At 59.2% G+C, this 22,589-nt stretch carries 21 protein-coding genes and 1 tRNA gene; 5 read left to right on the top strand and 17 right to left on the bottom strand.

Translation table 11 applies throughout. The annotated features are described in order from the left end of the window. Positions 1-14 precede the first annotated feature (14 nt). Positions 15-91: transfer RNA gene (locus tag ACIP1X_RS22615), tRNA-Pro, on the top strand. A gap of 908 nt (positions 92-999) precedes the next feature. On the opposite strand, the gene ACIP1X_RS22620 is transcribed toward ACIP1X_RS22615, so the two are convergent. From ACIP1X_RS22620 to ACIP1X_RS22635, 4 genes are all read right to left on the bottom strand, one after another. Further along, positions 1,000-2,298 (bottom strand): NAD(P)/FAD-dependent oxidoreductase, encoded by a 1,299-nt coding sequence (locus ACIP1X_RS22620; protein ID WP_400755197.1) that lies wholly within the window; start codon positions 2,296-2,298, stop codon positions 1,000-1,002. Positions 2,299-2,361: 63 nt separating this feature from the next. After that, on the bottom strand, positions 2,362-2,535 hold the full coding sequence (locus tag ACIP1X_RS22625; protein WP_007909875.1) for a DUF3094 domain-containing protein: 174 nt from the start codon (positions 2,533-2,535) through the stop codon (positions 2,362-2,364). Positions 2,536-2,586: 51 nt separating this feature from the next. Then, positions 2,587-3,114 (bottom strand): MOSC domain-containing protein, encoded by a 528-nt coding sequence (locus tag ACIP1X_RS22630; protein ID WP_053123933.1) that lies wholly within the window; start codon positions 3,112-3,114, stop codon positions 2,587-2,589. Then, a complete protein-coding gene (locus ACIP1X_RS22635) occupies positions 3,111-3,737 on the bottom strand; it encodes a DUF1780 domain-containing protein (RefSeq protein WP_400755199.1) in 627 nt (208 codons plus the stop codon). Before ACIP1X_RS22635 ends, ACIP1X_RS22630 begins: the two co-directional genes overlap by 4 nt. A gap of 180 nt (positions 3,738-3,917) precedes the next feature. Between ACIP1X_RS22635 and ACIP1X_RS22640 the strand changes: the two genes are divergently transcribed. After that, positions 3,918-4,607: an energy-coupling factor ABC transporter permease gene (locus tag ACIP1X_RS22640; protein ID WP_400755201.1), complete on the top strand. Its 690-nt coding sequence runs from the start codon at positions 3,918-3,920 to the stop codon at positions 4,605-4,607. A gap of 65 nt (positions 4,608-4,672) precedes the next feature. After that, a complete protein-coding gene (locus tag ACIP1X_RS22645; RefSeq protein ID WP_212550798.1) occupies positions 4,673-4,888 on the top strand; it encodes a hypothetical protein in 216 nt (71 codons plus the stop codon). Between the two features lie 6 nt (positions 4,889-4,894). Here the strand turns inward: ACIP1X_RS22645 and yacG are convergent, their stop codons facing one another. The 5 genes from yacG to pilB are packed head-to-tail and all read right to left on the bottom strand — an operon-like array spanning position 4,895 to position 9,503. Continuing rightward, on the bottom strand, positions 4,895-5,095 hold the full coding sequence (gene yacG, locus ACIP1X_RS22650; RefSeq protein WP_400755202.1) for a DNA gyrase inhibitor YacG: 201 nt from the start codon (positions 5,093-5,095) through the stop codon (positions 4,895-4,897). Further along, a complete protein-coding gene (gene coaE, locus ACIP1X_RS22655) occupies positions 5,092-5,715 on the bottom strand; it encodes a dephospho-CoA kinase (RefSeq protein ID WP_212550797.1) in 624 nt (207 codons plus the stop codon). Before coaE ends, yacG begins: the two co-directional genes overlap by 4 nt. Further along, a complete protein-coding gene (locus ACIP1X_RS22660; protein ID WP_159815263.1) occupies positions 5,712-6,584 on the bottom strand; it encodes an A24 family peptidase in 873 nt (290 codons plus the stop codon). The genes coaE and ACIP1X_RS22660 overlap by 4 nt, the downstream gene beginning before the upstream one ends. A 1-nt stretch (position 6,585) precedes the next feature. Beyond that, on the bottom strand, positions 6,586-7,803 hold the full coding sequence (locus tag ACIP1X_RS22665; protein ID WP_400755204.1) for a type II secretion system F family protein: 1,218 nt from the start codon (positions 7,801-7,803) through the stop codon (positions 6,586-6,588). A 2-nt stretch (positions 7,804-7,805) separates the two neighbouring features. After that, on the bottom strand, positions 7,806-9,503 hold the full coding sequence (gene pilB / locus ACIP1X_RS22670; RefSeq protein WP_400755206.1) for a type IV-A pilus assembly ATPase PilB: 1,698 nt from the start codon (positions 9,501-9,503) through the stop codon (positions 7,806-7,808). A gap of 226 nt (positions 9,504-9,729) precedes the next feature. On the opposite strand from pilB, the gene ACIP1X_RS22675 reads away from it, so the two are divergent. Continuing rightward, positions 9,730-10,173: a pilin gene (locus tag ACIP1X_RS22675; RefSeq protein ID WP_053123919.1), complete on the top strand. Its 444-nt coding sequence runs from the start codon at positions 9,730-9,732 to the stop codon at positions 10,171-10,173. Positions 10,174-10,558: 385 nt separating this feature from the next. Next, on the top strand, positions 10,559-10,909 hold the full coding sequence (locus ACIP1X_RS22680; protein WP_159815260.1) for a BON domain-containing protein: 351 nt from the start codon (positions 10,559-10,561) through the stop codon (positions 10,907-10,909). A gap of 287 nt (positions 10,910-11,196) precedes the next feature. Here ACIP1X_RS22680 and ACIP1X_RS22685 read toward each other — a convergent pair whose 3' ends face one another. The 8 genes from ACIP1X_RS22685 to panB all read right to left on the bottom strand — a co-directional run. Beyond that, positions 11,197-11,493, bottom strand: coding sequence for a DUF2845 domain-containing protein (locus ACIP1X_RS22685; protein WP_159815142.1), 297 nt, complete (start codon positions 11,491-11,493; stop codon positions 11,197-11,199). After that, complete coding sequence (locus ACIP1X_RS22690; protein WP_400755208.1) at positions 11,493-14,444, bottom strand: DUF748 domain-containing protein; 2,952 nt, start codon at positions 14,442-14,444, stop codon at positions 11,493-11,495. The genes ACIP1X_RS22685 and ACIP1X_RS22690 overlap by 1 nt, the downstream gene beginning before the upstream one ends. Positions 14,445-14,665: 221 nt before the next feature. Further along, a complete protein-coding gene (locus tag ACIP1X_RS22695) occupies positions 14,666-15,682 on the bottom strand; it encodes a class I SAM-dependent rRNA methyltransferase (protein WP_400755210.1) in 1,017 nt (338 codons plus the stop codon). 139 nt (positions 15,683-15,821) lie between these two features. Then, entirely contained in the window at positions 15,822-16,694 is an 873-nt protein-coding gene (locus tag ACIP1X_RS22700; protein ID WP_400755212.1) for an oxygenase MpaB family protein, read from the bottom strand. A gap of 51 nt (positions 16,695-16,745) precedes the next feature. Beyond that, positions 16,746-18,683, bottom strand: a complete 1,938-nt coding sequence (gene acs, locus ACIP1X_RS22705) for an acetate--CoA ligase (RefSeq protein ID WP_400755214.1) — start codon at positions 18,681-18,683, stop codon at positions 16,746-16,748. Positions 18,684-18,879: 196 nt separating this feature from the next. After that, positions 18,880-20,544 carry a glucose-6-phosphate isomerase gene (gene pgi / locus ACIP1X_RS22710; protein ID WP_053123903.1) on the bottom strand — a complete coding sequence of 555 codons (1,665 nt, stop codon included), beginning with the start codon at positions 20,542-20,544 and terminating at the stop codon, positions 18,880-18,882. A gap of 436 nt (positions 20,545-20,980) precedes the next feature. Beyond that, complete coding sequence (panC, locus tag ACIP1X_RS22715) at positions 20,981-21,841, bottom strand: pantoate--beta-alanine ligase (protein WP_400755216.1); 861 nt, start codon at positions 21,839-21,841, stop codon at positions 20,981-20,983. Further along, on the bottom strand, positions 21,838-22,589 hold a 752-nt coding region (panB, locus tag ACIP1X_RS22720; RefSeq protein WP_400755218.1), incomplete at its 5' end, for a 3-methyl-2-oxobutanoate hydroxymethyltransferase. The genes panC and panB, both read right to left, overlap by 4 nt.

Raw genomic sequence — 22,589 nt, forward strand, 5'->3', positions numbered from 1 at the left:
CGCCTTTTTTTTACCGGGGTATAGCGCAGTCCGGTAGCGCGCCTGCTTTGGGAGCAGGATGTCAGGAGTTCGAATCCCCTTACCCCGACCATATTAAAAATCCTCGTATCGAAAGATACGGGGATTTTTTTTGCCTGCGAAAAACCCGAGAACGCCGCAAAAACAAATGTGGGAGCGGGCTTGCTCGCGAAAGCGGTGTGTCATTCAAAATGATGTCGACTGACACACCGCTTTAGCGAGCAAGCTCGCTCCCACAGTGATTTGTGGTATGTCTGGGGATTTGTGTTCAACGGTGGAACCTGTGGGAGCCAGCCTGCTGGCGATGGCGGTAGCACAGTCGAAATCAATGTCGACTGACACACAGCTTTCGCGAGCAGGCTCACTCCTACAATGTTTTGGGTGTGTCCGGGGATTTGTGTTCGACAGGTGGAACCTGTGGGAGCCAGCCTGCTGGCGATGGCGGTAGCACAGTCGAAATCAATGTCGACTGACACACCGCTTTCGCGAGCAGGCTCACTCCTACAATGATTTGGGTGTGCTCGGGATTTGTGTTCGACGCTGGAACCTGTGGGAGCGGGCTTGCTCGCGAAAGCGATGTATCAGTCGACATAAATGTTGAATGACACGACCTCTTCGCGAGCAAGCCCGCTCCCACAGGGATTGCGTTTGACTGCGGATTTGTGGATAGCGCAAAAAAAGTGGGAGCCAGCCTGCTGGCGATGGCGGTAGCACAGTCGAAATCAATGTCGACTGACACATCGCTTTCGCGAGCAGGCTCGGCTCCTACAATGTTTTGGGTATGTTCGGGGATTTGTGTTCGACGGTGGAACCTGTGTGAGCGAGCTTGCTCGCGAAAGCGATGTATCAGTCGACATAAATGTTGAATGACACGACCTCTTCGCGAGCAAGCCCGCTCCCACAGGGACCGTGGTTGACTGCGGATTTGTGGATGGCGCAAAAAAAAGAGGGAGCTAACCAGCTCCCTCTGTTTTTAGATCATCAATGCAGCTTCAGGCGTGGCTCCGTGCCGCGACCAATCTTGCTGCCGAGCATCAGCATCGCCGTGCGGAACGGCCCGTACAGCGCCATCTGGTGCATGCGGTACAGCGAGACGTAAAACATCCGCGCCAGCCAGCCTTCGAGCATCACGCTGCCTGTCAGGTTACCCATCAAGTTACCCACAGCCGAGAAACGCGACAGCGAGATCAGCGAGCCGTAGTCGGTGTACTTGTACTCCGGCAGGGTTTTGCCTTCGATGCGCAGCTTCAGCGACTTGGCCAGCAACGACGCCTGTTGGTGCGCTGCCTGTGCACGCGGCGGTACGTTGCGATCCGAACCCGGTTGTGGGCAGGCCGCGCAGTCACCGAAGGCGAAGATGTTTTCATCGCGGGTGGTTTGCAGGGTCGGCAGCACTTGCAGTTGATTGATGCGGTTGGTTTCCAGGCCATCGATGTCCTTGAGGAAACCCGGCGCGCGAATCCCGGCGGCCCAGACTTTCAGACTGGCCTTGATCTCGTTGCCGTCGGCAGTGATCAGGCTGTCCGCCGTCACTTCGCTGACCGAGGCGTTGGTCATCACATTGACCCCGAGTTTCTCCAGGGTTTTGTGCACAGGCCCGCTGATGCGATCCGGCAGGGCAGGCAGCACCCGTGGCCCGGCTTCGATCAGGGTGATGTGCATGTTTTCCGGTTTGATCCGATCCAGCCCATATGCCGCCAGTTCATGCGCCGCGTTGTGCAGTTCAGCGGCCAGCTCGACCCCAGTTGCGCCAGCACCCACGATCGCCACGCTGATCTGCTCGACCACATCGGTTTGCCCTGCATGTGCGCGCAGATAGTGGTTAAGCAGTTGCTGGTGGAAACGCTCGGCCTGTTTGCGGGTATCGAGGAACAGGCAGTGCTGCGCCGCGCCCTGAGTGCCGAAATCGTTGGTGGTGCTGCCGACGCTGATCACCAGCGAGTCGTACTGCACTTCTCGCGCCGGCACCAGTTCGACGCCGTTTTCATCGTAGGTGGCGGCCAGCTGGATTTTCTTCTGCGCGCGATCGAGCCCGCTCATGCGACCCAGCTGAAACTCGAAGTGGTTCCATTTGGCCTGGGCAACATAGTTGAGTTCGTCTTCGGAGGAGTTCAGCGATCCGGCGGCCACTTCGTGCAGCAACGGCTTCCAGATGTGCGTCAGGTTGGCGTCGACCAGCATCACGCTGGCGGTGCCGCGTTTGCCCAGAGTCTTACCCAGACGGGTAGCCAACTCCAGACCGCCGGCGCCGCCGCCGACAATAACAATACGATGGGACATAGGGATAACTCGCAAGGTTTTTAAAGGAAATCGGTGCGGTTACCCAAGCGAGCGCCAGGCTGCTCATAGCGTCAGGTAACTGATAAATCGGCTCAACAGGCCCAGACCAATGGTCACTGCCAGCACAAGCACGAGGAGCATCCACGGCCGGAAAGGCCGGCGCTCGACTCGGTGTTGGGACAGTTGCAGGTACTCTTCGACATGTTTCTGGTCTTCGGGGTTCAGGCGGCTGGTCATAAATGCCTCGTCAGGTAGACGTTGCTGAATGGGCAGAAGCTACAGCGGTTTTTATCCGGGGTTGAACGCAGCATAGCCGCTGTCCGGAACCGGCTCGACAGACACGCCATCATCGAGGCGAATGATCCCGCTTTGTAACACCCGCGCGGTAATTCCGCCATGCCCGCGCACCGCTTGAAAGGTGCCGGGGCCGAGGTTGTTTTGCAGGCGTGCGCAGGGCTGACACCAACCGGTGGTTTCGAAGATGGCCTGACCGATGCGAAAGCGCCGACCTTTCAGACTAAACAAATTGATACCGCTGATAACGAGATTGCGCCGCAAATCTTCAGGCTTGACCGGTTGATCGTCGGGGCGGCCCATCAATGCATTGATCACCGCCAGATGCTCCCACTGAATCAGCGTCACCTGCCGCGCATTGCGTACACCGGGGCGCGCATGATCGCCGGTCAGCCCGGCCTCAAGTCGTGCCTCGACGGCATCCAGCTCAATCATCGGCCCACGAGACTCCGGACGCACACCGATCCAGCGCACACGTCCGGTTTGCGGCACATCGGCGATCAACTGCTGAAGCGGCGTCACAGGCTGATCCCCACATCAAAAACGATGCTGCGGCCAAGGTTATTGCGCAGAAAATCCGGCGCATCCGGATGGGCGAACAATACGCGGGCGAAGGTCGGGCCGACCAGCGACAGCGAGCGCCAGCCCTGACGCAGATACTCGGTGGGCGGCGGGAAGTGGCTGTTCAAATCCAACACTTCGCGCTTGAGGCTGGCGAAGGCGATGATGTCCAGCTCACCCAGATCCATGCCGCGTTCTTTGTAGTTGTGGGCTTTTTTACGCAAAGTCGGCGCCAGTCGCATAAGGAATTCATTGGCCGGAATCCGTTTGGGCTTGGCTTCACGGCGCACCAGTTGGCTGAGCGAAAAAGCGCTGCGCCGACGCTGCAGTTCGTCGCGCCATTCATCGTTGAGGCGACGGCCTTCATCAAGGACGAAGAACACTTCGAAATTGGCATCACGAAACAATACGTCCGGCGGCTCACCGGCCGGGGCGAACTCGTCGGCGCGATAGGGGATATTCAAGCCTTGCAGCAGGCGCTGGCAGACCCAACGCTCACGCTCCCATTTGCGGGCATTGGACAGGAACGCGTTGGCTTGCTCGGCCGCGATGGTCAGCAGGCGTAAATAATCTGAGTCATCCATAGGCCCAAGCTTAGCGTTCAAATGCGACAAGCAGAAAGCTTTGCTTGCACCGCCCGTTCACCTCGCCCTTGTAGGAGCTGCCGAAGGCTGCGATCTTTTGACTGTAAAAAGAACAAGATCAAAAGATCGCAGCCTGCGGCAGGTCCTACGGGGGGATGTGCGCAGAAAGGTGAGGGAGTCATGATTGGAGCTGAACTGCTGTCGACGGCAAGCCTGACGCTCGGCTGGCTGATTTACCTGCCGGTGCTGCTCTGGGCGATCGTGCGTGCGCCGTGGGTCGAGTTGTTCAGTGACAGCCGCCGTCAGCATTTGCTGTTCGGCACGGTGTTCGCGTTATTTCTGTTGTGGCTGGTGCGCAGGGATTTCGACACCGGCGTGTCGTATCACTTTATCGGCATGACCGCAGTGACCTTGCTGCTGGACTGGCCGCTGGCGATTGTCGGCGGGCTGGTGGCGCAGATCGGTCTGGTGTTGCTCGGGCGTCAGGATCTCGCGGCGATGGGGGTCAACGGCTCGCTGTTTATTCTGCTGCCGGTGCTGATCACCGAGTGCGTGGCAATACTCGTCGAGCGCGCGCAACCGCGTAATCCTTTCGTGTATATCTTCTGTTCGGGGTTTTTGGCTGCCGCGCTGTCGGCGTTGGTTTGCCTGCTGCTGAGTCTGACGCTGCTGTGGTACGACGGCATCTTCGCCATGCCGGAATGGCTGGAAGATTTCATCGGTTACCTGTGGCTGATCATTTTTCCCGAGGCGTTTATCAACGGCATGGTCATCAGCGCGCTGGTGGTCTTCAGCCCGGAATGGCTGGAGACCTTCAACCGCACGCGCTACCTTTCGGCGCCGTGGAAGGACGACGATCCCAAGCGTTGATCCACATCAAACTGACCACCCACACAAAATCTCATGCTCGCGCAAATCCCAACAGGAGCGGCGGTATGAGTGTGTACGAGTGGGCGAGGCAGGAAACCCGGCAGAGCCTGGAAATGGCGCAAGAGGTGGGCTTCGACCCGGGCCTGAGTTTGCGTGCCTTGCTCAGTGCGGTGGTGCAACAGAGCAAGGCTGTGCGCAACGCCGAAGACCTGGCCGACGAGTTGCGTTTTCTCGCGGAAAACCTCGAAGACGATCAGGACTACGGCTTTATGCGGCCCTGAGCGGGATCAGTGACGAGGATCGAAATCGCCGGAAAACAGTTCGTCTTCAGCGTCCGGCGCGACCGGAATCTTGTGTTCTTCCGACGCCCAGGCGCCGAGGTCGATCAGTTTGCAGCGCGCGGAGCAGAACGGACGAAATTCGCTTTCAGGGGTGAATTCGACGGGTGCGCCGCAGGTTGGGCATTCAACGGTAGAAATCTGGCTCATGCTTGGCCTCCGGATAAAGTCAGGTAAAAGTGATGCAGACGCTCGACTTCGCTGTGCAGCCAGGCGAGGTCGCGGTCGTTGACCACCACGTCGTCGGCGCGGCTCACGCGGTCTTCACGGCTCGACTGGGCCTTGAGGATCGCCTGAACCTGCTGTTCGCTGGTCTGGTCACGCTGCAAGGTGCGTTCGATCTGCAGTTGTTGCGGGGCGTCGATCACCAGGATTCGCTGGGTCATCGCGTATTGCCCGGATTCGATCAACAGCGGCGACACTAGAATCGCGTAAGGCGATTTTGCCAGCGCCAGATGATGAGCGATTTCCTCGCCGATCAACGGATGCAGCAAGGCTTCGAGCCAGCGCCGCTGTTCTGGAATCTCGAAGATCAGTTTGCGCAGGGCCGCACGATCCAGCGTGCCGTCCGCTTGTAACACGCCGGGGCCGAAATGCTCGGCAATCTTTGCCAGCGCCGGCCGGCCCGGTTCGACCACCCAGCGCGCGGCGTGATCCGCGTCGACGACATGAATGCCGAGGTCGATAAAGTGCTGGGCAGCGGCACTTTTGCCGCTGCCGATGCCGCCGGTCAGGCCGAGAATCCAGGGTTTTTCCACAGGGGTATTCATTTCAAACCGACAAACTGCCAATAGAAGTCGGTTATTTGACCACCCCAGAGCAAGGCAATCCAGCCGGCAATTGCCAGATAGGGGCCGAAGGGGATCGGCGTCGAGGTTTCCTGCTGGCGCAGGCGCAGCAAAATCACACCGATGATCGCGCCGACCAGCGATGACAACAGAATGGTCAGCGGCAGAATCTGCCAGCCGCCCCACGCGCCGAGCAGCGCCAATAACTTGAAATCACCGTGGCCGATGCCGTCCTTGCCGGTGAGCAATTTGAACAGCCAGAACACCGACCACAGCAGCAGATAACCAGCCACCGCGCCCCACAGCGCGGCGTGCAATGGCACGAACAAGCCGAAACTGTTGACGATCAACCCCAGCCACAACAAGGGCAGCACCAACACATCGGGCAGCAATTGATGCTCGGTGTCGATCAGGCTCATCGCCAACAGACCCCAGGTCAGGAAGATCAGCAGACACGCCTGCCAGCCAAAGCCGAAGTGCCAGGCGATAAATGCCGAGAGCACGCCGCAGGCCAGTTCGGTCAGCGGATAGCGTTTGCTGATCGGCGCTGCACACGCGGAACAGCGGCCGCGCAGCCACAGGTAACTGAGCAGCGGAATATTTTCCCACGCCCGAATTCGATGCGCGCAATGCGGGCATTGCGAGTGCGGCAGCATCAGGTTGTAAGTGGGCAGCGGCGTTTCGCCGGGCAGGCCGAGGACGTCCTGGGCCTGCTGGCGCCAATCGCGTTCAAGCATCTTCGGCAGACGCCAGATCAGCACGTTGAGGAAGCTGCCGACCACCAGCCCGAGCAACAGCGCGGTGATGACAAAGGCCAGCGGATACAGGGCAAAGAGTTCGTCGATGGGCATATCAGATCGCTGAGCCGAGTTGAAAGATCGGCAAGTACATCGCCACCACCAGACCGCCAACAATCACCCCGAGCACCACCATGATGAACGGCTCCATCAGGCTGGTGAGGTTGTCGACCATGTTGTCGACTTCCTCTTCATAGAAACCCGCAACCTTGTCGAGCATCTCGTCGAGCGCACCGGACTCTTCACCAATCGCGGTCATCTGCACGGCCATGTTGGGAAAAATGCCTGTGGTGCGCATTGAGAAATTCAGCTGCATGCCGGTGGAAACATCCTGACGAATACGCAGAATCGCGCGCTTGAACACCACGTTGCCGGCGGCGCCAGCCACCGAGTCCAGCGCTTCAACCAGTGGCACGCCGGCGGCAAATGTTGTCGACAGCGTTCGGGCGAAACGCGCGACGGCGGACTTATACATCATCGTACCCACCAGCGGCAGTTTCAGTAGCCAGGTATCGCGCCGATCACGCAACCCCTGAGATTTTTTCAGCGCATGACGGGTGCCGAAAAACGCCGCGATCAGTAAGCCGAGAATCGCCCACCACCATTGCTGCATGAATTCTGAAAGGCTGATCACCATCAGGGTGAAGGGCGGCAGCTCAGCACCGAAACCGGAGAACACTGACTGAAATTGCGGCACCACTTTCACCAGCAGAATCCCGGTGACCACCGCAGCGACCAGCACCACGGCGGTCGGGTAGGTCATGGCTTTCTTGATCTTGGCTTTGAGCGCTTCGCTTTTTTCCTTATAGGTCGCGACGCGCTCCAGCAACGTGTCGAGCGCACCGGACTGCTCGCCCGCGTCGACCAGGTTGCAATACAACTCGTCGAAATACTGCGGCTTTTTGCGCAGCGCGGCGGCGAAGCTGTTACCGGCAGCAACTTCCTGCTTCACCTCGTCGACCAGTTTGCGCATGGCCGGGTTATCGAAGCCTTCACCAATGATGTCGAACGACTGCAACAGCGGCACGCCTGCCTTCATCATCGTTGCCATTTGCCGGGTGAACAGGGCGATGTCCTGCGCCTTGATGCGTTTGCCCAGACTCAGCCACGACACGGATTTTTTGCGCACCTTGCCCGGGTTGATCCCTTGTTTGCGCAGCTGCGCCTTGACCAGCGCCGGATTCTGCCCGCTCAACTCGCCGGTGACTTTGCTGCCTTTGCGATCCGTGCCTTCCCAGGCATAGATGCTGATTTTCGCTGCCTTGACCGCCATGTTCAGTCCTTGGTGACCCGATTGATTTCTTCAAGGCTGGTGATGCCTTGCATGGCCTTGTGCAGACCCGAGGTGCGCAGGTCATCGAAGCCGTCGCGGCGCATTTGACTATCGATTTCCAGTGAGTTGCCTTCGGCCATGATCAACCGTTGCAGCTCGGGTGTGTTTTTCACCACTTCATAAATCCCCACGCGGCCTTTATACCCGCCGTTGCAATGATCGCAGCCGACCGGCTCGTAGATCGTGAAATGACCGATGCGTTCCTCGGGGAAACCTTCCTTGATCAGGGTTTCACGGGGGATCTCGATGGGTTTCTTGCAGTGGCTGCACAATTTGCGCGCCAAGCGCTGGGCAATGATCAGGCTCACCGACGTGGCGATGTTGAAACCGGGAATGCCCATGTTGTGCAGACGCGTGAGGGTTTCCGCGGCGCTGTTGGTGTGCAGGGTCGAGAGCACCAGGTGACCGGTCTGCGCGGCTTTGATCGCGATCTCGGCGGTCTCCAGATCGCGGATCTCACCGACCATGATCACGTCCGGATCCTGACGCAGAAACGAGCGCAATGCCTGAGCGAAGTCGAGGCCTTGGCGCGGATTGACGTTGACCTGATTGATGCCTTCCATGTTGATCTCCACCGGGTCTTCAGCGGTGGAGATATTGATGTCGACGGTGTTGAGAATATTCAGCCCGGTGTACAGCGACACGGTTTTCCCCGAACCGGTAGGGCCGGTGACCAGAATCATTCCCTGTGGCTGCTTGAGTGCGGCCATGTACAAGTCTTTTTGCGCTGGCTCGTAGCCGAGCGCGTCGATACCGATCTGCGCGCTGGACGGGTCGAGAATCCGGATCACCACTTTTTCGCCCCAAAGGGTCGGCAGCGTGTTTACGCGGAAGTCGATCGACTTGCTCTTCGACAGGCGCATCTTGATCCGCCCGTCCTGCGGTTTGCGCCGCTCGGAGATGTCGAGGCTGGCCATGACTTTCAGGCGCGCAGCGATGCGCCCGGCCAACTGGATCGGTGGTTTCGCCACTTCGCGCAGAATGCCGTCGGTGCGCACGCGCACGCGGTAGTTTTTTTCGTAGGGTTCGAAGTGCAGGTCGGAGGAGCCGCTTTTGATCGCGTCGAGCAGCATCTTGTGCACGAAACGCACGACCGGCGCATCGTCGGCATCCGGGCCCATGCTCTCCTGTTTAGCATCGTCGATGGCCTCGACATCGAGGCCGTCGAGGTCGACGTCGGCCATGTCTTCGAGCCCCGAGGCGTGGGTGTCGAAGAATTTTTCGATGGCATCGGTGAGCTTGTCGTCCTCCACCAGAATGGCTTCGGTGTTCAGCCCGGTGCTGAACTGAATGTCGTTGATCGCCTGATGATTGCTCGGGTCGGAAATGCCCACGAACAGTTTGTTGCCGCGCCGCCACAAAGGCAGGGCGTGGTGCTGGCGCACCAGTTTTTCGCTGACCAGGCCTTTGGGCTGGGTTTCCTTGTCCAGGCAGTTAAGGTCAAGGAACGCCATGCCGAAGTGTTCCGAGGCGATCTCGGCCACCTGCCAGCTCTTCGCCAGTTTGTTCTGCACCAGGTAGCTGACCAGCGATAGCCGATTGCGCTGGGCCTGTTGCCAGGCTTGTTGGGCGCTTTTTTCCGTGAGCAGTTCGGCCTGCACCAATTGCTTGGCCAGACCGCTCAGAGCGATGTCATTCATGGGGATTCCGCACGCTTGCCGTTCATGACTTATAGCCTAGTCAACCGGCAGCGCCAAACATGCCGGGCGCAGGTGACAAAAAGTGTCAGATAGTGCGGTCAGAGGTTGTAGGAAACGGCGTCGCGACCGCTGTGCGCCCAGCGTGCGGGGTCTGGCGGGCGTTGGCATGGGCTATGCTGCGTCCCTTGCAGATCATGAGATTTCGACTCATGCATGGAGCGTGTCTATGAAAAAACAACAAGGTTTTACGCTGATCGAACTGCTGATCGTAGTGGCGATCATCGGGATTCTGGCGACCATTGCCCTGCCGCAGTACACCAAGTATCAAGCGCGGGCCAAGGTCACGGCGGGTCTGGCGGAAATCAGCGCGCTGAAGATTCCGTTTGAAGACACGATTAACCAAGGGACTGATCCAACCATCACGTTGGTCTCCGGTAGTGCCGCGTACTCAACGACTAACTGCAGCAGCGTGACGGCTTCGGGTACGGCTTCGACCGGGGCCGGGACAATCGTGTGCACGCTGACCAACGCTCCTGCGCCGGTGCTGGGTAAAACCATCACCCTGACCCGCTCTGGCGGTGCAACAGGCGCTACGGCCGGGGTCTGGAGCTGCGCATCGACTGTCAATCCGGACTACGCGCCTAAAGGCTGCCCAGGTAGCGGTACTTAAATAGACATCTGTAGGAGCTGCCGAAGGCTGCGATTTTTTGATTGTGTTTTTAAAGGCAAGATTAAAAGATCGCAGCCTTCGGCAGCTCCTACATTGACCTTCGACTGAAACATGCCCCGTTTACGGGGCATTTTCTTTGCCCGGCGATAAATAAAAGCTTCAATAATTTCAGCGTCTTAGGAACTTTCCAAAAAACCGCAACTTGCATGCGATTAATCTGCAAGTCATGCAAATTGCATGAATCCGGAAATTTATGTTTTTAATAAACTATTGATTTATAAGGATTTTATGTCGGAGAAAAAGTTGGCACAGCGTTCGCAATGTATATGGCAACCCTGCTGACAAGACACGCAGCAGACTTTCCAGAAAAACAGGAGTTACTCGTATGAAGAAGTTCGCTATCACTGCCGCTGCTGCTACCGCGCTGACCCTGACCATGGCTTCCGGCGCATTCGCCCAAACCACTCAGACTGCTCCAATGACTTTGGCTGCTGGTGAAGTTACCCAAGCTAAAGAAGCTACTTCCGATACCTGGATCACCACCAAAGTCAAAAGCGACCTGGTTACCGAAAAAGGCATCCCAGGCACCGATATCAAAGTAGAAACCAACAAAGGCGTTGTTTCGCTGTCGTCGACTGTAGCTGTCACCGAAGCTCAGAAAACCACCGCCGTTAACATCACCAAGAAAATCAAAGGCGTCAAAGCGGTCTCCGCTGACGGCCTGAAAGCCGAGTAAGGCTAAGGCTTCTCGCCTGAACCGGGAGAAGACGCGACAGGCGGGCCGAGCAATACGTCTGCCGCACCTTTAGAGTTCATGCGAACGGCCACACGGATGTGGTCATTACGGGCCCCGACACTTGTGTCGGGGCCCGTTCTATTTCAGGCGCAAAAATTTACAGGCCAACACAAAACAAAATGTGGGAGCGGGCTTGCTCGCGAAGGCGGTGTGTCAGCCAAATATGTATTGACGGATACACCGCTTTCGCGAGCAAGCCCGCTCCCACATGGGATCTGTGTTAGCGGTTAGTTACCGCGTTTGCTGGTGATTTGCCGCAGGCGGTTGCCTTCAAAGCGCAGGTATTGGTACATGCCGTTGTTCGGCCCGTACGTCCATTCCTCGACCTGAAACTCTTCACGCCGATTGGCGCTGCGCTTGTAACCCAGAGGATCGCGACCAACCGGTTCGCCGCATTTCTGCAGCACTTCGCTGGCGCGGTCGCCGAGGCTGACCAGTTGACTGCCGCAGCGTAACGTATCCGACGCCCAGACGTGGCTGGCAGCCAGCGTCAGGGCGATCGCCGCCAGCCACTTGCCTGTCATTACTCGGCGTCCAGATGCAGCGGTGTGATCACCCGACCATCGCTTTCAGCCTGACCGAGATTGGCGTCGATGAAGTACACGCGGTCATCGGCCAGTTGGCCTTTGTCGACCAGATAATCCTTGATGCTGCTGGCGCGATCCTGACCCAGCTGACGCAGCAACACGTCGCTGCCACTCCAGAACTTGATCACGCCTTCACGCATTTTCGCCGTGCGTTCTTCCTTGCCCAGATCCTTCCATTCAGCCGGCGGCTGGGTTTTCAGACGGGTGCGATAAATGCCTTCGAGCAGCGGGCCTTTTTCGCCTTCCGGCACTTCGATCAAAGATGCTTGAGCCGGGACTTTATCGCCACGGCGCTGGAGCATCTTGTAGTAGTTGTACTGATATTCACGTTCCAGACGCTGTTCGGCGATCAACGGACCATCGCTGCTTTGCGCGGCGGTGCCTTCGATTTCCAGACGCAGGGCAGGGCGTTCTTTCAGCGCTTGCGACAGCTTCACCAGCGCGCCTTCGGCGTCTTTGCTCAACTCACTGGAGCCCGGCGCGAACGACACGGTGCCGAGGTCTTCGGAACCGCCACCGCTGACCAAACCGCCAATCAGCTTGAACGGCGCCGCTGCGGCTTTGACGATCAGGTTGCGCAGGGTCTGCCAGACAATCGGCATCACGCTGAACTGCGGGTTGTTGAGGTCGCCGGTCACCGGCAATTCGATGGAGATTTTGCCGTCGACGTCCTTGAGCAGCGCAATCGCCAGTTTCAACGGCAGGCTCACGGCGTCCGGGCTGTCGACTTTCTCACCGAGCTGCAACTGTTCGACCACCACTTTGTTCTCGGCTTTCAGTTGGCCTTTGGTGATCAGGTAATGCAGGTCGAGATTGAGTCGGCCCTTGCGGATGCGGTAACCGGCGAATTTGCCGGAGTATGGCGTCAGCGTGGTCAGCTCGACGCGTTTGAAACTGGTGGCGATGTCGAGGCTGGCCATCGGGTCGAACGGGTTGACCGCACCCTTGATGGTCACCGGTGCATAGCGGTCGACCTTGCCCTTGATGTCGACGCTGGCCGGTTTCGCCTGACGGCTGTCGATGGTGCCGATCTGACCGTTCAGTTGTTGGATCGCAGTGGCGAAGTTCGGTGTCAGGCTGAAGTCGGCGAAGTTGGCCGAGCCGTCATTGATCGCAATGCCGCCGATATGAATGCCCAGCGGCTTGTCCTTGCTGGCCGGTTTCGCCGCAGTGGATTTCGCGCCACTGTCGGCCGGTTGCGGGATCAGCAAATCGTCGATGTTGGTGGTGCGATCATCGTTGATCATGAAGCGCGCATACGGCTGGAACAGGTTGACCTTGTCGATCGACAGGCTGTCGCCGTGCTGATAATTCAGGCCTTCGACCACCACTTGCTGCCATTTGAGGAAGTCGCGGGTTTTTAGGGTGTCGAGGGTGTGCAGTTGATCGATCTGCGCGCGGCCGGTCACGCTGAGGGCCAGCGGCTCGGTGCTTTTGAGATTGACCTTGAGGTCACTGCCGAGCATGCCGCTGCGCAGTTCCAGACGAATAAACGGGTTGATGTAGGACTGTGCGACACGCAGGTCGATGTCCTGGGTTTTCACATTGAGTTGAGCGTTGACCGGCGCCAGATTGACCGTGCCGTCGGCGCTGAGCTTGCCTGATTTGCCCACGCCGCTATCGAGTTTGACCTTGAAGGGCGAGCCGTTGAGGCTGTCGAAATCTTGCAGATCAATGTTCAGCGGCGTGATATCCAGCGCCACCGCAGGCGTGGCGGAACGGTCGGCGAGGTGAACGGTGTAGTCGCGCAGTTGCACGTCTTTGAGCAGCACTTGCCATGGCTTGCCTGGCGCCGTCGGTTCAGCTTTCGGCGAATCGGCAGCGGCCGGTGTGCTGGCCGGTTCGGCGGCGGCTTTGGCGGCGGGTTTTGACGGTTGGCTGGCGAACAGTTTTTGCCAGTCGAGCTGGCCGTCAGCTTCGAGGGCGGCCCAGGTTTCCAGTTTCTGGCTGCGGATCTTGCCGACCACCACGTGTTGCTTGGCCAGATCGATGCTGGTGTCGCTGACGTCGAGGCGCTCAAGCTTGGCCAGCGGGCGGCCATCCGGAGCGCTGATCGCGAACGGCGCGATGCTGACGTTGACGTTGTTCAGCAGCAGTTCGGTTTCTTTCGACAGATTGAGTTTGTATTCGGTGCTGAGGCTTACCACGCCGTCGTTGAGTACCAAAGGCACCGAGTCACGCACGTAAGGCCAGAAGGCTTTCATCTTGCCGTCGGTGACTTTCAGGGTGCCTTCGGAAGTGAACGGGATCAGGCTGAAATTGCCGCTCCAGTCGATTCGTCCGCCGGCCGGGCCGATCGCGACGAGAGTCATGTCGGCGCTGTCTTCGGGCAGGGTGCTGAGGTTTTTCAGTTCGAAGCTGAGGTCGTCGTAAAGGAATTCGATCGGCTCGCTCGGACGCACGTCCTGAAAGTGCACGACGCCGCTGGCCAGTTTGATGTTGTCGATGCGCAGCGGGAACGGTTTGGCGTCGGGATCGGCCGGAACCGGTTCGCTGTCCGGCACGTTGAACAGGCCAAGCAGATTGAGCTTGCCGTCTTTGGCGAAGAGGATTTCGGTCTTCGGCTTGTCCAGTTCGATGTTCGCCAGATGCAGGGCTTTGGTCCACAGACTGTCGATTTGCAGGTCGGCGTACAGGCGTTCGAAGCTCAACTGCTCTTTGCCCGGTTCACCAATAATCAGGCCCCACAAGGTGACCTCAAGGCTGAACGGGTTGAGTTCGATGCGCTGGATATGCGCCGGCACCGTGGCGTAATTGGCCAGTTGCTGGTTGGCCACTCGCAGGGCAATGCCCGGCAAAATCAGAAACCCCAGCAGGCTGTAGAGGGCCAGCGCAGTCAACAAGGCGCCAATCGCGCGAATCAATCCTTTGGTCATGTGCGGCTTCATCTGTCTGAATCGAAGTGCCTTGGAGTATGGCACGCGAATCTGGTTCCGAAGTACATCGCATGGGTCAGGATTGTTCAGATTTGTCTCAAAACACAGATCCCTTGTGGGAGCGAGCCTGCTCGCGAAGGCGTCCTACCAGTCACACGATGTGTTGGCTGATACACCGCTTTCGCGAGCAGGCTCGCTCCCACAGGGGGAAGTTGTACATCATGCAAGAGGGGTTATAGCTGCAGGATCAGGGTTTTCAGTGGCGGTTGCTGATCCATGGACGGGAAGTCTGCACCCGGGGTCATCACGCTCCACTCACGCACCGGGCGGCCGGCCTTTTCGGCGCAGCGCAGGACTTGTTCGCGCCAGTCGTCCATGCTGACTTTCGCCAGATTGTTGCAGCAAATGAGTACGCCGTTGTCGGCGGTGGTCAGCAGCGCGGGTTTGAGCAGGCTTTGATAATCGCGCAGCAGGTCAACGGTGCCGAACGCGCTCTTGGCCCAGGCCGGCGGATCGAGCAGTACCAGATCGTACTGACGCTGTTCGAGGCGCTGGTAGCTTGGCAGTTTCTGCCCGCGACGCTGGCTGATCGGCAGGCCGGCGAGTTGGCGGATGGCCGGGAAATAATCCGACTGAATGAATTCCATCTCCGGCAACTGTGGATTGAGCAAACCGTTTTCGCGACCGACCGCCAAGTTACCTTCGGCGAAATCCAGATTGCACACTTCACGGGCGCCACCGGCTGCGGCACTGAGGCCGACGCCGCAGGTGTAGGCGAACAGGTTGAGCACGGATTTGCCTTTGGCGTGCTCCTTGACCCAGCCACGCGTGTTGCGCAGGTCGAGGAACAACAGCGGATCCTGCCCGGCGTGGCGCCCGCGCACGCGGTAATTGAGGCCCCATTCGTGACCGACCAGATCAACCAGTGCGGCGTCTTCGGCTTTGTAGACGCTGTCTTCACGGTCGATGCGCGAGTTGCCACGGGAGCGGTCGTTGTAGACCAGCAAGGTTTCCAGGCCCAGGGTTTGATTGACCATCGCGTGCAGTTGCAGCAGGTCGTCACGCTCCAGCGTCTGGTGAAAACTCTGCACCAGCAGTTGCGGGCCGTAACGGTCGATGGTCAGACCGCCGGCGCCTTCCTGGCTGCCGTGGAACAGCCGATAGCAATCGGTGCCTTGGCTGTGCAGCGCAGCGAGCAAGTCCTGGCGTTGATCGAGGGCGGCGCGCAGCGCCTGATTCAAGGAAGACATGCATGCGCCTTGCTGGAGAGAATTGGGGCGCGGGAGTTTAACAGCTTGGCGGGTAACCGAGTTAAGCCCTTCGCGAGCAAGCCCGCTCCCACATGGGAACGCATTCCAAATGTGGGTGCGGGCTTGCTCGCGAAGCTTTTCAGGTCGGCAGGCCCATACGACGTTTGGCACGTTGTACCGAACCATTGCGCATCGCCCAGCGCAGCATCGGTGCGCTGCGTTTGACGCTGGCGCGAATCAACTGGCGTTGCAGCGAACTCTGCCGCACCTCGAGCATGTCGCTGGCCCAGTCCGGCAGCAGATCAATGCCAGCCTTCATCATCAAATCGCCAAACGGTCGCGCCAGAACACTCGGCGCCGGTGCGGCCAGCAGTAAACGCAAAACCTCGCGGCTGCGTTCATCGCACAGCAATTGCGGGCGCATGCGTTGCAGATAATCGGCCACGGCCTGCCGCGACTGGGGCACATCGCGTGCGCCGAGTCGTTCGGCAATCACCGCGATCTCGGCGTAATAACGATCCTGATCAGCCAGCGACAACTGCGGATTGCGATAGCGCAAATGCGCCGCCAGAAAGTTACTGACTTCGGCCACATGCACCCACGTCAGCAAATCCGGATCACTGGCCGCATAAGGCCGGCCGTCCGGTGCGGTGCCCACCACTTGCAGGTGAATGGTGCGGACTTTCTCGATCAACCAGTCGGCATCCCGCCGCGAGCCAAACGTGGTGCCGGAGACAAACTGGCTGGTACGCCGCAAGCGCCCAAGCATGTCCTGACGAAAATTCGAATGATCCCAAACCCCGGCCAGCGCCAGCGGATGCAGGGCTTGCAGCAACAACGCGCTGATGCCGCCGATCAACATGCTGCTGAAATCGCCGTGCACCTGCCAACTGACCGAATCGGGGCCGAACAGGCCGGGATCGCCCTTGGGGTTTTCCAGATCGAGCTGGCCGAGGGACAACCCGGTCAGGCTCATGAGTTGGTTTTCGATGCGACTGCGGATGAATTCCATGACCACTCAGTGAAGATGGGCGGGCGCGGCCGGTTGACCGCGCCCGACGTGTTACTGATTGAGACGCTTGTCGATCAGGCCTTGCACCACGCTCGGGTCGGCCAGGGTCGAAGTGTCGCCGAGGCTGTCGAGTTCGTTGCAGGCAATCTTGCGCAGGATGCGGCGCATGATCTTGCCTGAGCGGGTTTTCGGCAAGGCCGGCGCCCACTGGATCAGATCCGGTTTGGCGAAGCTGCCGATTTCCTTGCTGACGTGGGCGAGCAATTCTTTCTTCAGTTCGTCGTTGGGCTCGGTGCCGTTCATGGGCGTGACGAAGGCATAGATGCCCTGACCTTTGACGTCGTGCGGGTAACCGACCACGGCGGCCTCGGCGATGCTGTCGTGCAACACCAAGGCACTTTCCACTTCAGCGGTGCCAATGCGGTGGCCGGACACATTGATCACGTCATCGATGCGCCCGGTGATCCAGTAATCGCCGTCCTCATCGCGCCGCGCGCCGTCGCCGGTGAAATAGTAGCCGGGGTAGGGTTTGAAATAGGTGTCGACCATCCGCTGCGGGTCGCCATAGACGCTGCGAATCTGCGCCGGCCAACTGGATTTGATCGCTAGCACGCCGCTGCCGGCGCCTTGGATTTCCTTGCCTTGCTCGTCGAGCAACACCGGTTGCACGCCGAACATCGGCTGTGTGGCGCAGCCCGGTTTGATCCGCTGCGCACTGACCAGCGGGCTGAGCATGATGCCGCCGGTCTCGGTCTGCCACCAGGTATCGACAATCGGGCAGCGCTGTTCGCCGACCACGTTGAAATACCATTCCCACGCTTCCGGGTTAATCGGCTCACCGACGCTGCCGAGTAATCTGAGGCTGGCGCGCGACGTTTCCTGCAACGGTTCGGCGCCTTCGCGCATCAATGCGCGCAGGGCGGTGGGCGCGGTGTAGAAAATGTTGACCTTGTGTTTATCGATCACCTGCCAGAAACGTGAACTGCTCGGATAGCTCGGCACGCCTTCGAACATCAATGTGGTCGCACCGTTAGCCAACGGGCCGTAGACGATGTAGCTGTGGCCGGTGACCCAGCCGACGTCGGCGGTGCACCAGAACACTTCGCCGTCACGGTAATCGAGCACGTATTTGAAGGTCATCGCCGCTTGCAGCAAGTAGCCACCGGTGGTGTGCAGCACGCCTTTGGGTTTGCCGGTGCTGCCGGAGGTGTAGAGGATGAACAGCGGATCTTCGGCGTCCATCGGTTCCGGCGGGCAATCGTCGCTGACGTCGCGCACGGCCTGGTGATACCAGAGATCGCGACCTTCGACCCAGTCGACCTTGCCTTGAGAGCGTTCAACCACCACGACGGTGCTGACGTCCGGGCAACTTTGCAGGGCTTTGTCGACGTTCTGCTTCAACGGCACAAACTTGCCACCGCGCACACCTTCGTCGGCGGTGATCACGGTGCGGCAGTCGGCATCGAGAATGCGGTCACGCAGGGAATCGGGAGAAAAGCCGCCAAACACCACCGAATGCACCGCGCCAATCCTCGTGCAGGCGAGCATCGCGTAAGCGGCTTCGGGGATCATCGGCATGTAAATGCACACCCGGTCACCTTTTTTCACGCCACGGCTTTTCAGCACGTTGGCCAGGCGACAGACATGGTGGTGAAGTTTTTTGTAAGTGATTTGTGCCGATTCGGCGGGGTCGTCGCCTTCCCAGAGCAGGGCGGTCTGCTCGCCGCGTTGTTCGAGATGGCGGTCGATGCAGTTGTAGCTGACGTTCAGTTTGCCCCCGGCAAACCAGGCGGCTTCACCGGTTTTCAGGTCACAGCGCTGAACGGTTTGCCACGGCGTGCTCCAGTCGAGGAAGCGCGTGGCTTGCTCGGCCCAGAAGGTGTCGGGGTGTTCAATGGATTCGCGGTACAGGCGCCGATAATCATCCTGACTCAATTGCGCAGCCCGGCGGACGGCATCGGCTTTGGGGAACGTGCTGATATCGAACATGACGGTTCCTTATTCTTGTTGTGCGAAGAATAAAGATGCGCCGAGCGATGCAGAGGTTCAAGTCATGCGCAAAACAACTGTGGGAGCGGGCTTGCTCGCGAATGCGGCGTATCAGTCAACAAAGTGCTGAATGACACAGCGCATTCGCGAGCAAGCCCGCTCCCACAGGGGAACAGCGTTGGCCCTTAGGCCACTATCACCCGCGGTGACGACCGCGGAAGTAGTTGATCAGGCCTTGGGTGGACGGGTCGTCAGCGGTGGTTTCATCGCTGCCCACCAGACGGTTGTAAACGCCTTTGCCCAGTTCCTTGCCCAACTCCACGCCCCACTGATCGAAGGCATTGATGCCCCAGACCACGCTCTGCACGAACACTTTGTGTTCATACATCGCCACCAGTGCGCCGAGACGACGCGGGCTGATGCGTTCAACCACGAGGGTGTTGCTCGGACGGTTGCCCGGGATCACCTTGTGCGGGGCGAGTTTGTGCACTTGCTCTTCGCTCATGCCTTTTTCGCGCAGCTCGGCTTCTGCTTCCGGCAAAGTCTTGCCGAGCATCAGCGCCTGGCTCTGCGACAGGCAGTTGGCGTACAGCCACTGATGGTGGTCAGCAACCGGGTTGAAGCTGACGATCGGCACGATGAAGTCGGCCGGGATCAGTTGCGAACCTTGGTGCAGCAACTGGTGGTAAGCGTGCTGACCGTTGCAGCCGACGCCGCCCCAGATCACCGGGCCAGTATCGGTCGACACCGGGGTGCCGTCCTGACGCACGCTCTTGCCATTGGATTCCATGTCCAGTTGTTGCAAGTGCTTGGTGATGTTGCGCAGGTAGTGGTCGTACGGCAGGATCGCGTGGCTTTGCGCGCCCCAGAAGTTGCCATACCACACACCCAGCAAGCCCAACAGCACCGGCATGTTCTGTTCGAATGGCGCAGTCTGGAAATGCTGATCCATGGTGTAGGCACCGGACAGCAATTCCTTGAAGTTGGACATGCCGATCGCCAGCGCAATCGGCAAACCGATCGCCGACCACAGCGAGTAACGACCGCCAACCCAGTCCCACATCGGGAAGATGTTTTCTTCACGAATACCGAACGCCACAGCCGCGGCGTTGTTGCTCGAGACGGCGATGAAGTGGCGATACAGCTCGGCTTCCGAACCGCCCTGCGCCAAGTACCAGGCACGTGCGGCCTGAGCGTTCTTCAGGGTTTCGAGGGTGTTGAAGGATTTCGATGAAACGATGAACAGCGTGGTCTCGGCGCGCAGTTTCTGCGTCAGCTCGTGGAATTCGCTGCCGTCAATGTTCGCCAGATAGTGGCAACGCACGCCTTTTTGCGCGTACGACAGCAAGGCTTCGGAGACCAGCTCAGGGCCGAGGAACGAGCCACCGATGCCGATGTTGACCACGTCAGTGATCGGCTTCTCGGTGTAACCGCGCCACAGACCGTCGTGGATGCGGCCCACGAGGTCGGTGATCTGGTTCAGTACTTTGTGGACTTCCGGCATCACGTTGACGCCGTTGACCGACAGCTTGTCGCCCACCGGGCGGCGCAGGGCGGTGTGCAGCGCCGGGCGGCCTTCGGAGGTGTTGACGATTTCGCCTTCGAACAGCGCTTTGATCGCGCCCTTCAGATCGACTTCATTGGCCAGACCCACGAGCAGATTGCGGGTCTCGGCGTTGATCAAATTCTTCGAATAATCGAGAAACAGGCCGCAGCTGCTGAGGGTGAACTGATTGAAGCGCTGCGGATCGGCGTTGAAGGCCTCGCGCATGCTGAAATCCTGCATGGCTTGGCGGTGATCTTTCAACGCTTGCCAGGCGGGCAGAGCGGTAACGTCTTGAGGAGTGAGGTAATACGCCATCGCTGCGGTTTTCCTTTTTACTTGAACGGCTTCTGAACACGGATCAGACCGGCGCGCCATGTTTGGGTGCGCGGTCAACTGCGTCTACACGATTTATCGACGCAGGGCGAATACAGTAAACCTCGCGCTGCGATCTGTCTTGACTTCTTCTGACCTGATCCCTGTACTTTTTTAACATTTAATACAGGGAGTGGCCGACAAACGGAGGGGAGGGCATGGTCAGGCAATCCGAACCTCCCGGGTTGGAATCAAACGGCCGGCAGTGTGCCCGAAGGCTCTGGGGGCGGCAATACAGCTGATATGCAATCTTTCATACACCGAAAACCACTGTGGGAGCGGGCTTGCTCGCGAATGCGGTGTGCCAGTCAACTTATAGGCTGAATGACACACCGCATTCGCGAGCAAGCCCGCTCCCACAGGGGGGACTGCGGTGTTTTTAAGAGGGGGTGTCGAGATTCAGGTGCAGGTTGTCGATCAATCGCGTAGTACCGAGAAACGCGGCCAGCAGAATCACCAGATCACGGTCTTCAGTCGTCGCCGGACGCAACGTCAGCGCATGGCGGATTTCCAGGTAATCCGGACGCAGGCCCGCCGCTTCCAGCTGTTGCAGCTGGGCACTGATCAGCGCCGGGAAATCACGCTCGCCTTGCTTGATCGACTCGGCAATGTTGCTCAGCGTGCGATACACCACCGGGGCCACCGCGCGTTGTTCCTCATTAAGGAAGCCGTTGCGCGATGACAGCGCCAGACCATCCGCAGCGCGTACGGTCGGTTCGCCGATGATCTGGATCGGCATGTTCAGGTCATGCACCAGCGCGCGGATCACCGCCAGTTGCTGGAAGTCCTTCTGACCGAAAATCGCCAGATCCGGCTGCACCATGTTGAACAGCTTGCTGACCACCGTCGCCACACCTTCAAAGTGTCCCGGACGACTGGCGCCGCACAGGCCTTCGGACAGTTGCGGCACGCTGACCCGGGTCTGCCCGGCCATGCCGTCGGGGTACATTTCCTCAACGGTCGGCGCGAACAGCAGGGAGCAACCGGCTTCAAGCAGTTTTTCCTGATCCGCCGCCAACGTGCGCGGGTACTTGTCGAGGTCTTCGCCGGCGCCGAATTGCAGCGGGTTGACGAAAATGCTCGCCACCACGAAGTCCACGCGTTGCGTGGCTTTGGTCACCAGGGCGACGTGGCCGCTGTGCAGGTTGCCCATGGTCGGCACGAAGCCGATGCGCTTGCCTTCACTGCGCGCGCGGGCGACGGCGGCGCGCAGTTCGCGTACGGTTTTTACGGTGTTCATGCAGAGAATCCGTGTTCGATGCCAGGGAACGTGGCAGCTTTGACTTCACTGACGTAAGCCTTCAATGCGGACTGGATGTTGTCCTGGTCGTGCATGAAGTTTTTGACGAATTTCGGTACGCGGCCGGTGATCGACAGACCGAGCATGTCGTGCAGCACCAGCACCTGACCGTCGGTATCCGCGCCGGCGCCAATGCCGATAACCGGAATTTTCACCGCCTGGGTGATTTCCGCAGCCAGTTCGCTTGGCACGCATTCGAGCAGCAGCATGGACGCGCCAGCCTGCTCCAGCGAGATCGCATCGGCACGCATCTGCCGCGCCTGGTTTTCGTTGCGGCCCTGCACTTTATAGCCACCAAGGATGTTCACCGCTTGCGGGGTCAGGCCCATGTGCGCGCACACCGGCACACCGCGTTCGGCGAGCAGACGGATCGACTCTGCCAGCCACAGCTGACCTTCGACCTTGACCATGTGCGCACCGGCCTGCATCAGCATGGCGCTGTTCATCATGGTTTGTTCGAGGGTGGCGTTGGCCATGAACGGCAGGTCAGCCAGGATCAGGGCGTCGGTGTTACCGCGTTTGACGCACGCGGTGTGGTAGGCCATTTCTGCAGTGGTCACCGGCAAGGTGCTGTCGTGACCTTGCAGCACCATGCCGAGGGAGTCGCCCACCAGCAGCACTTCGACACCGGCCTCGTTGCAGGCGTGGGCGAAGGTCGCGTCATAGCAGGTCAGCATGGTGATCTTTT

It is taken from the genome of Pseudomonas sp. NPDC088885 (assembly GCF_044750025.1).
GTDB classification, from domain to species: domain Bacteria; phylum Pseudomonadota; class Gammaproteobacteria; order Pseudomonadales; family Pseudomonadaceae; genus Aquipseudomonas; species Aquipseudomonas rustica.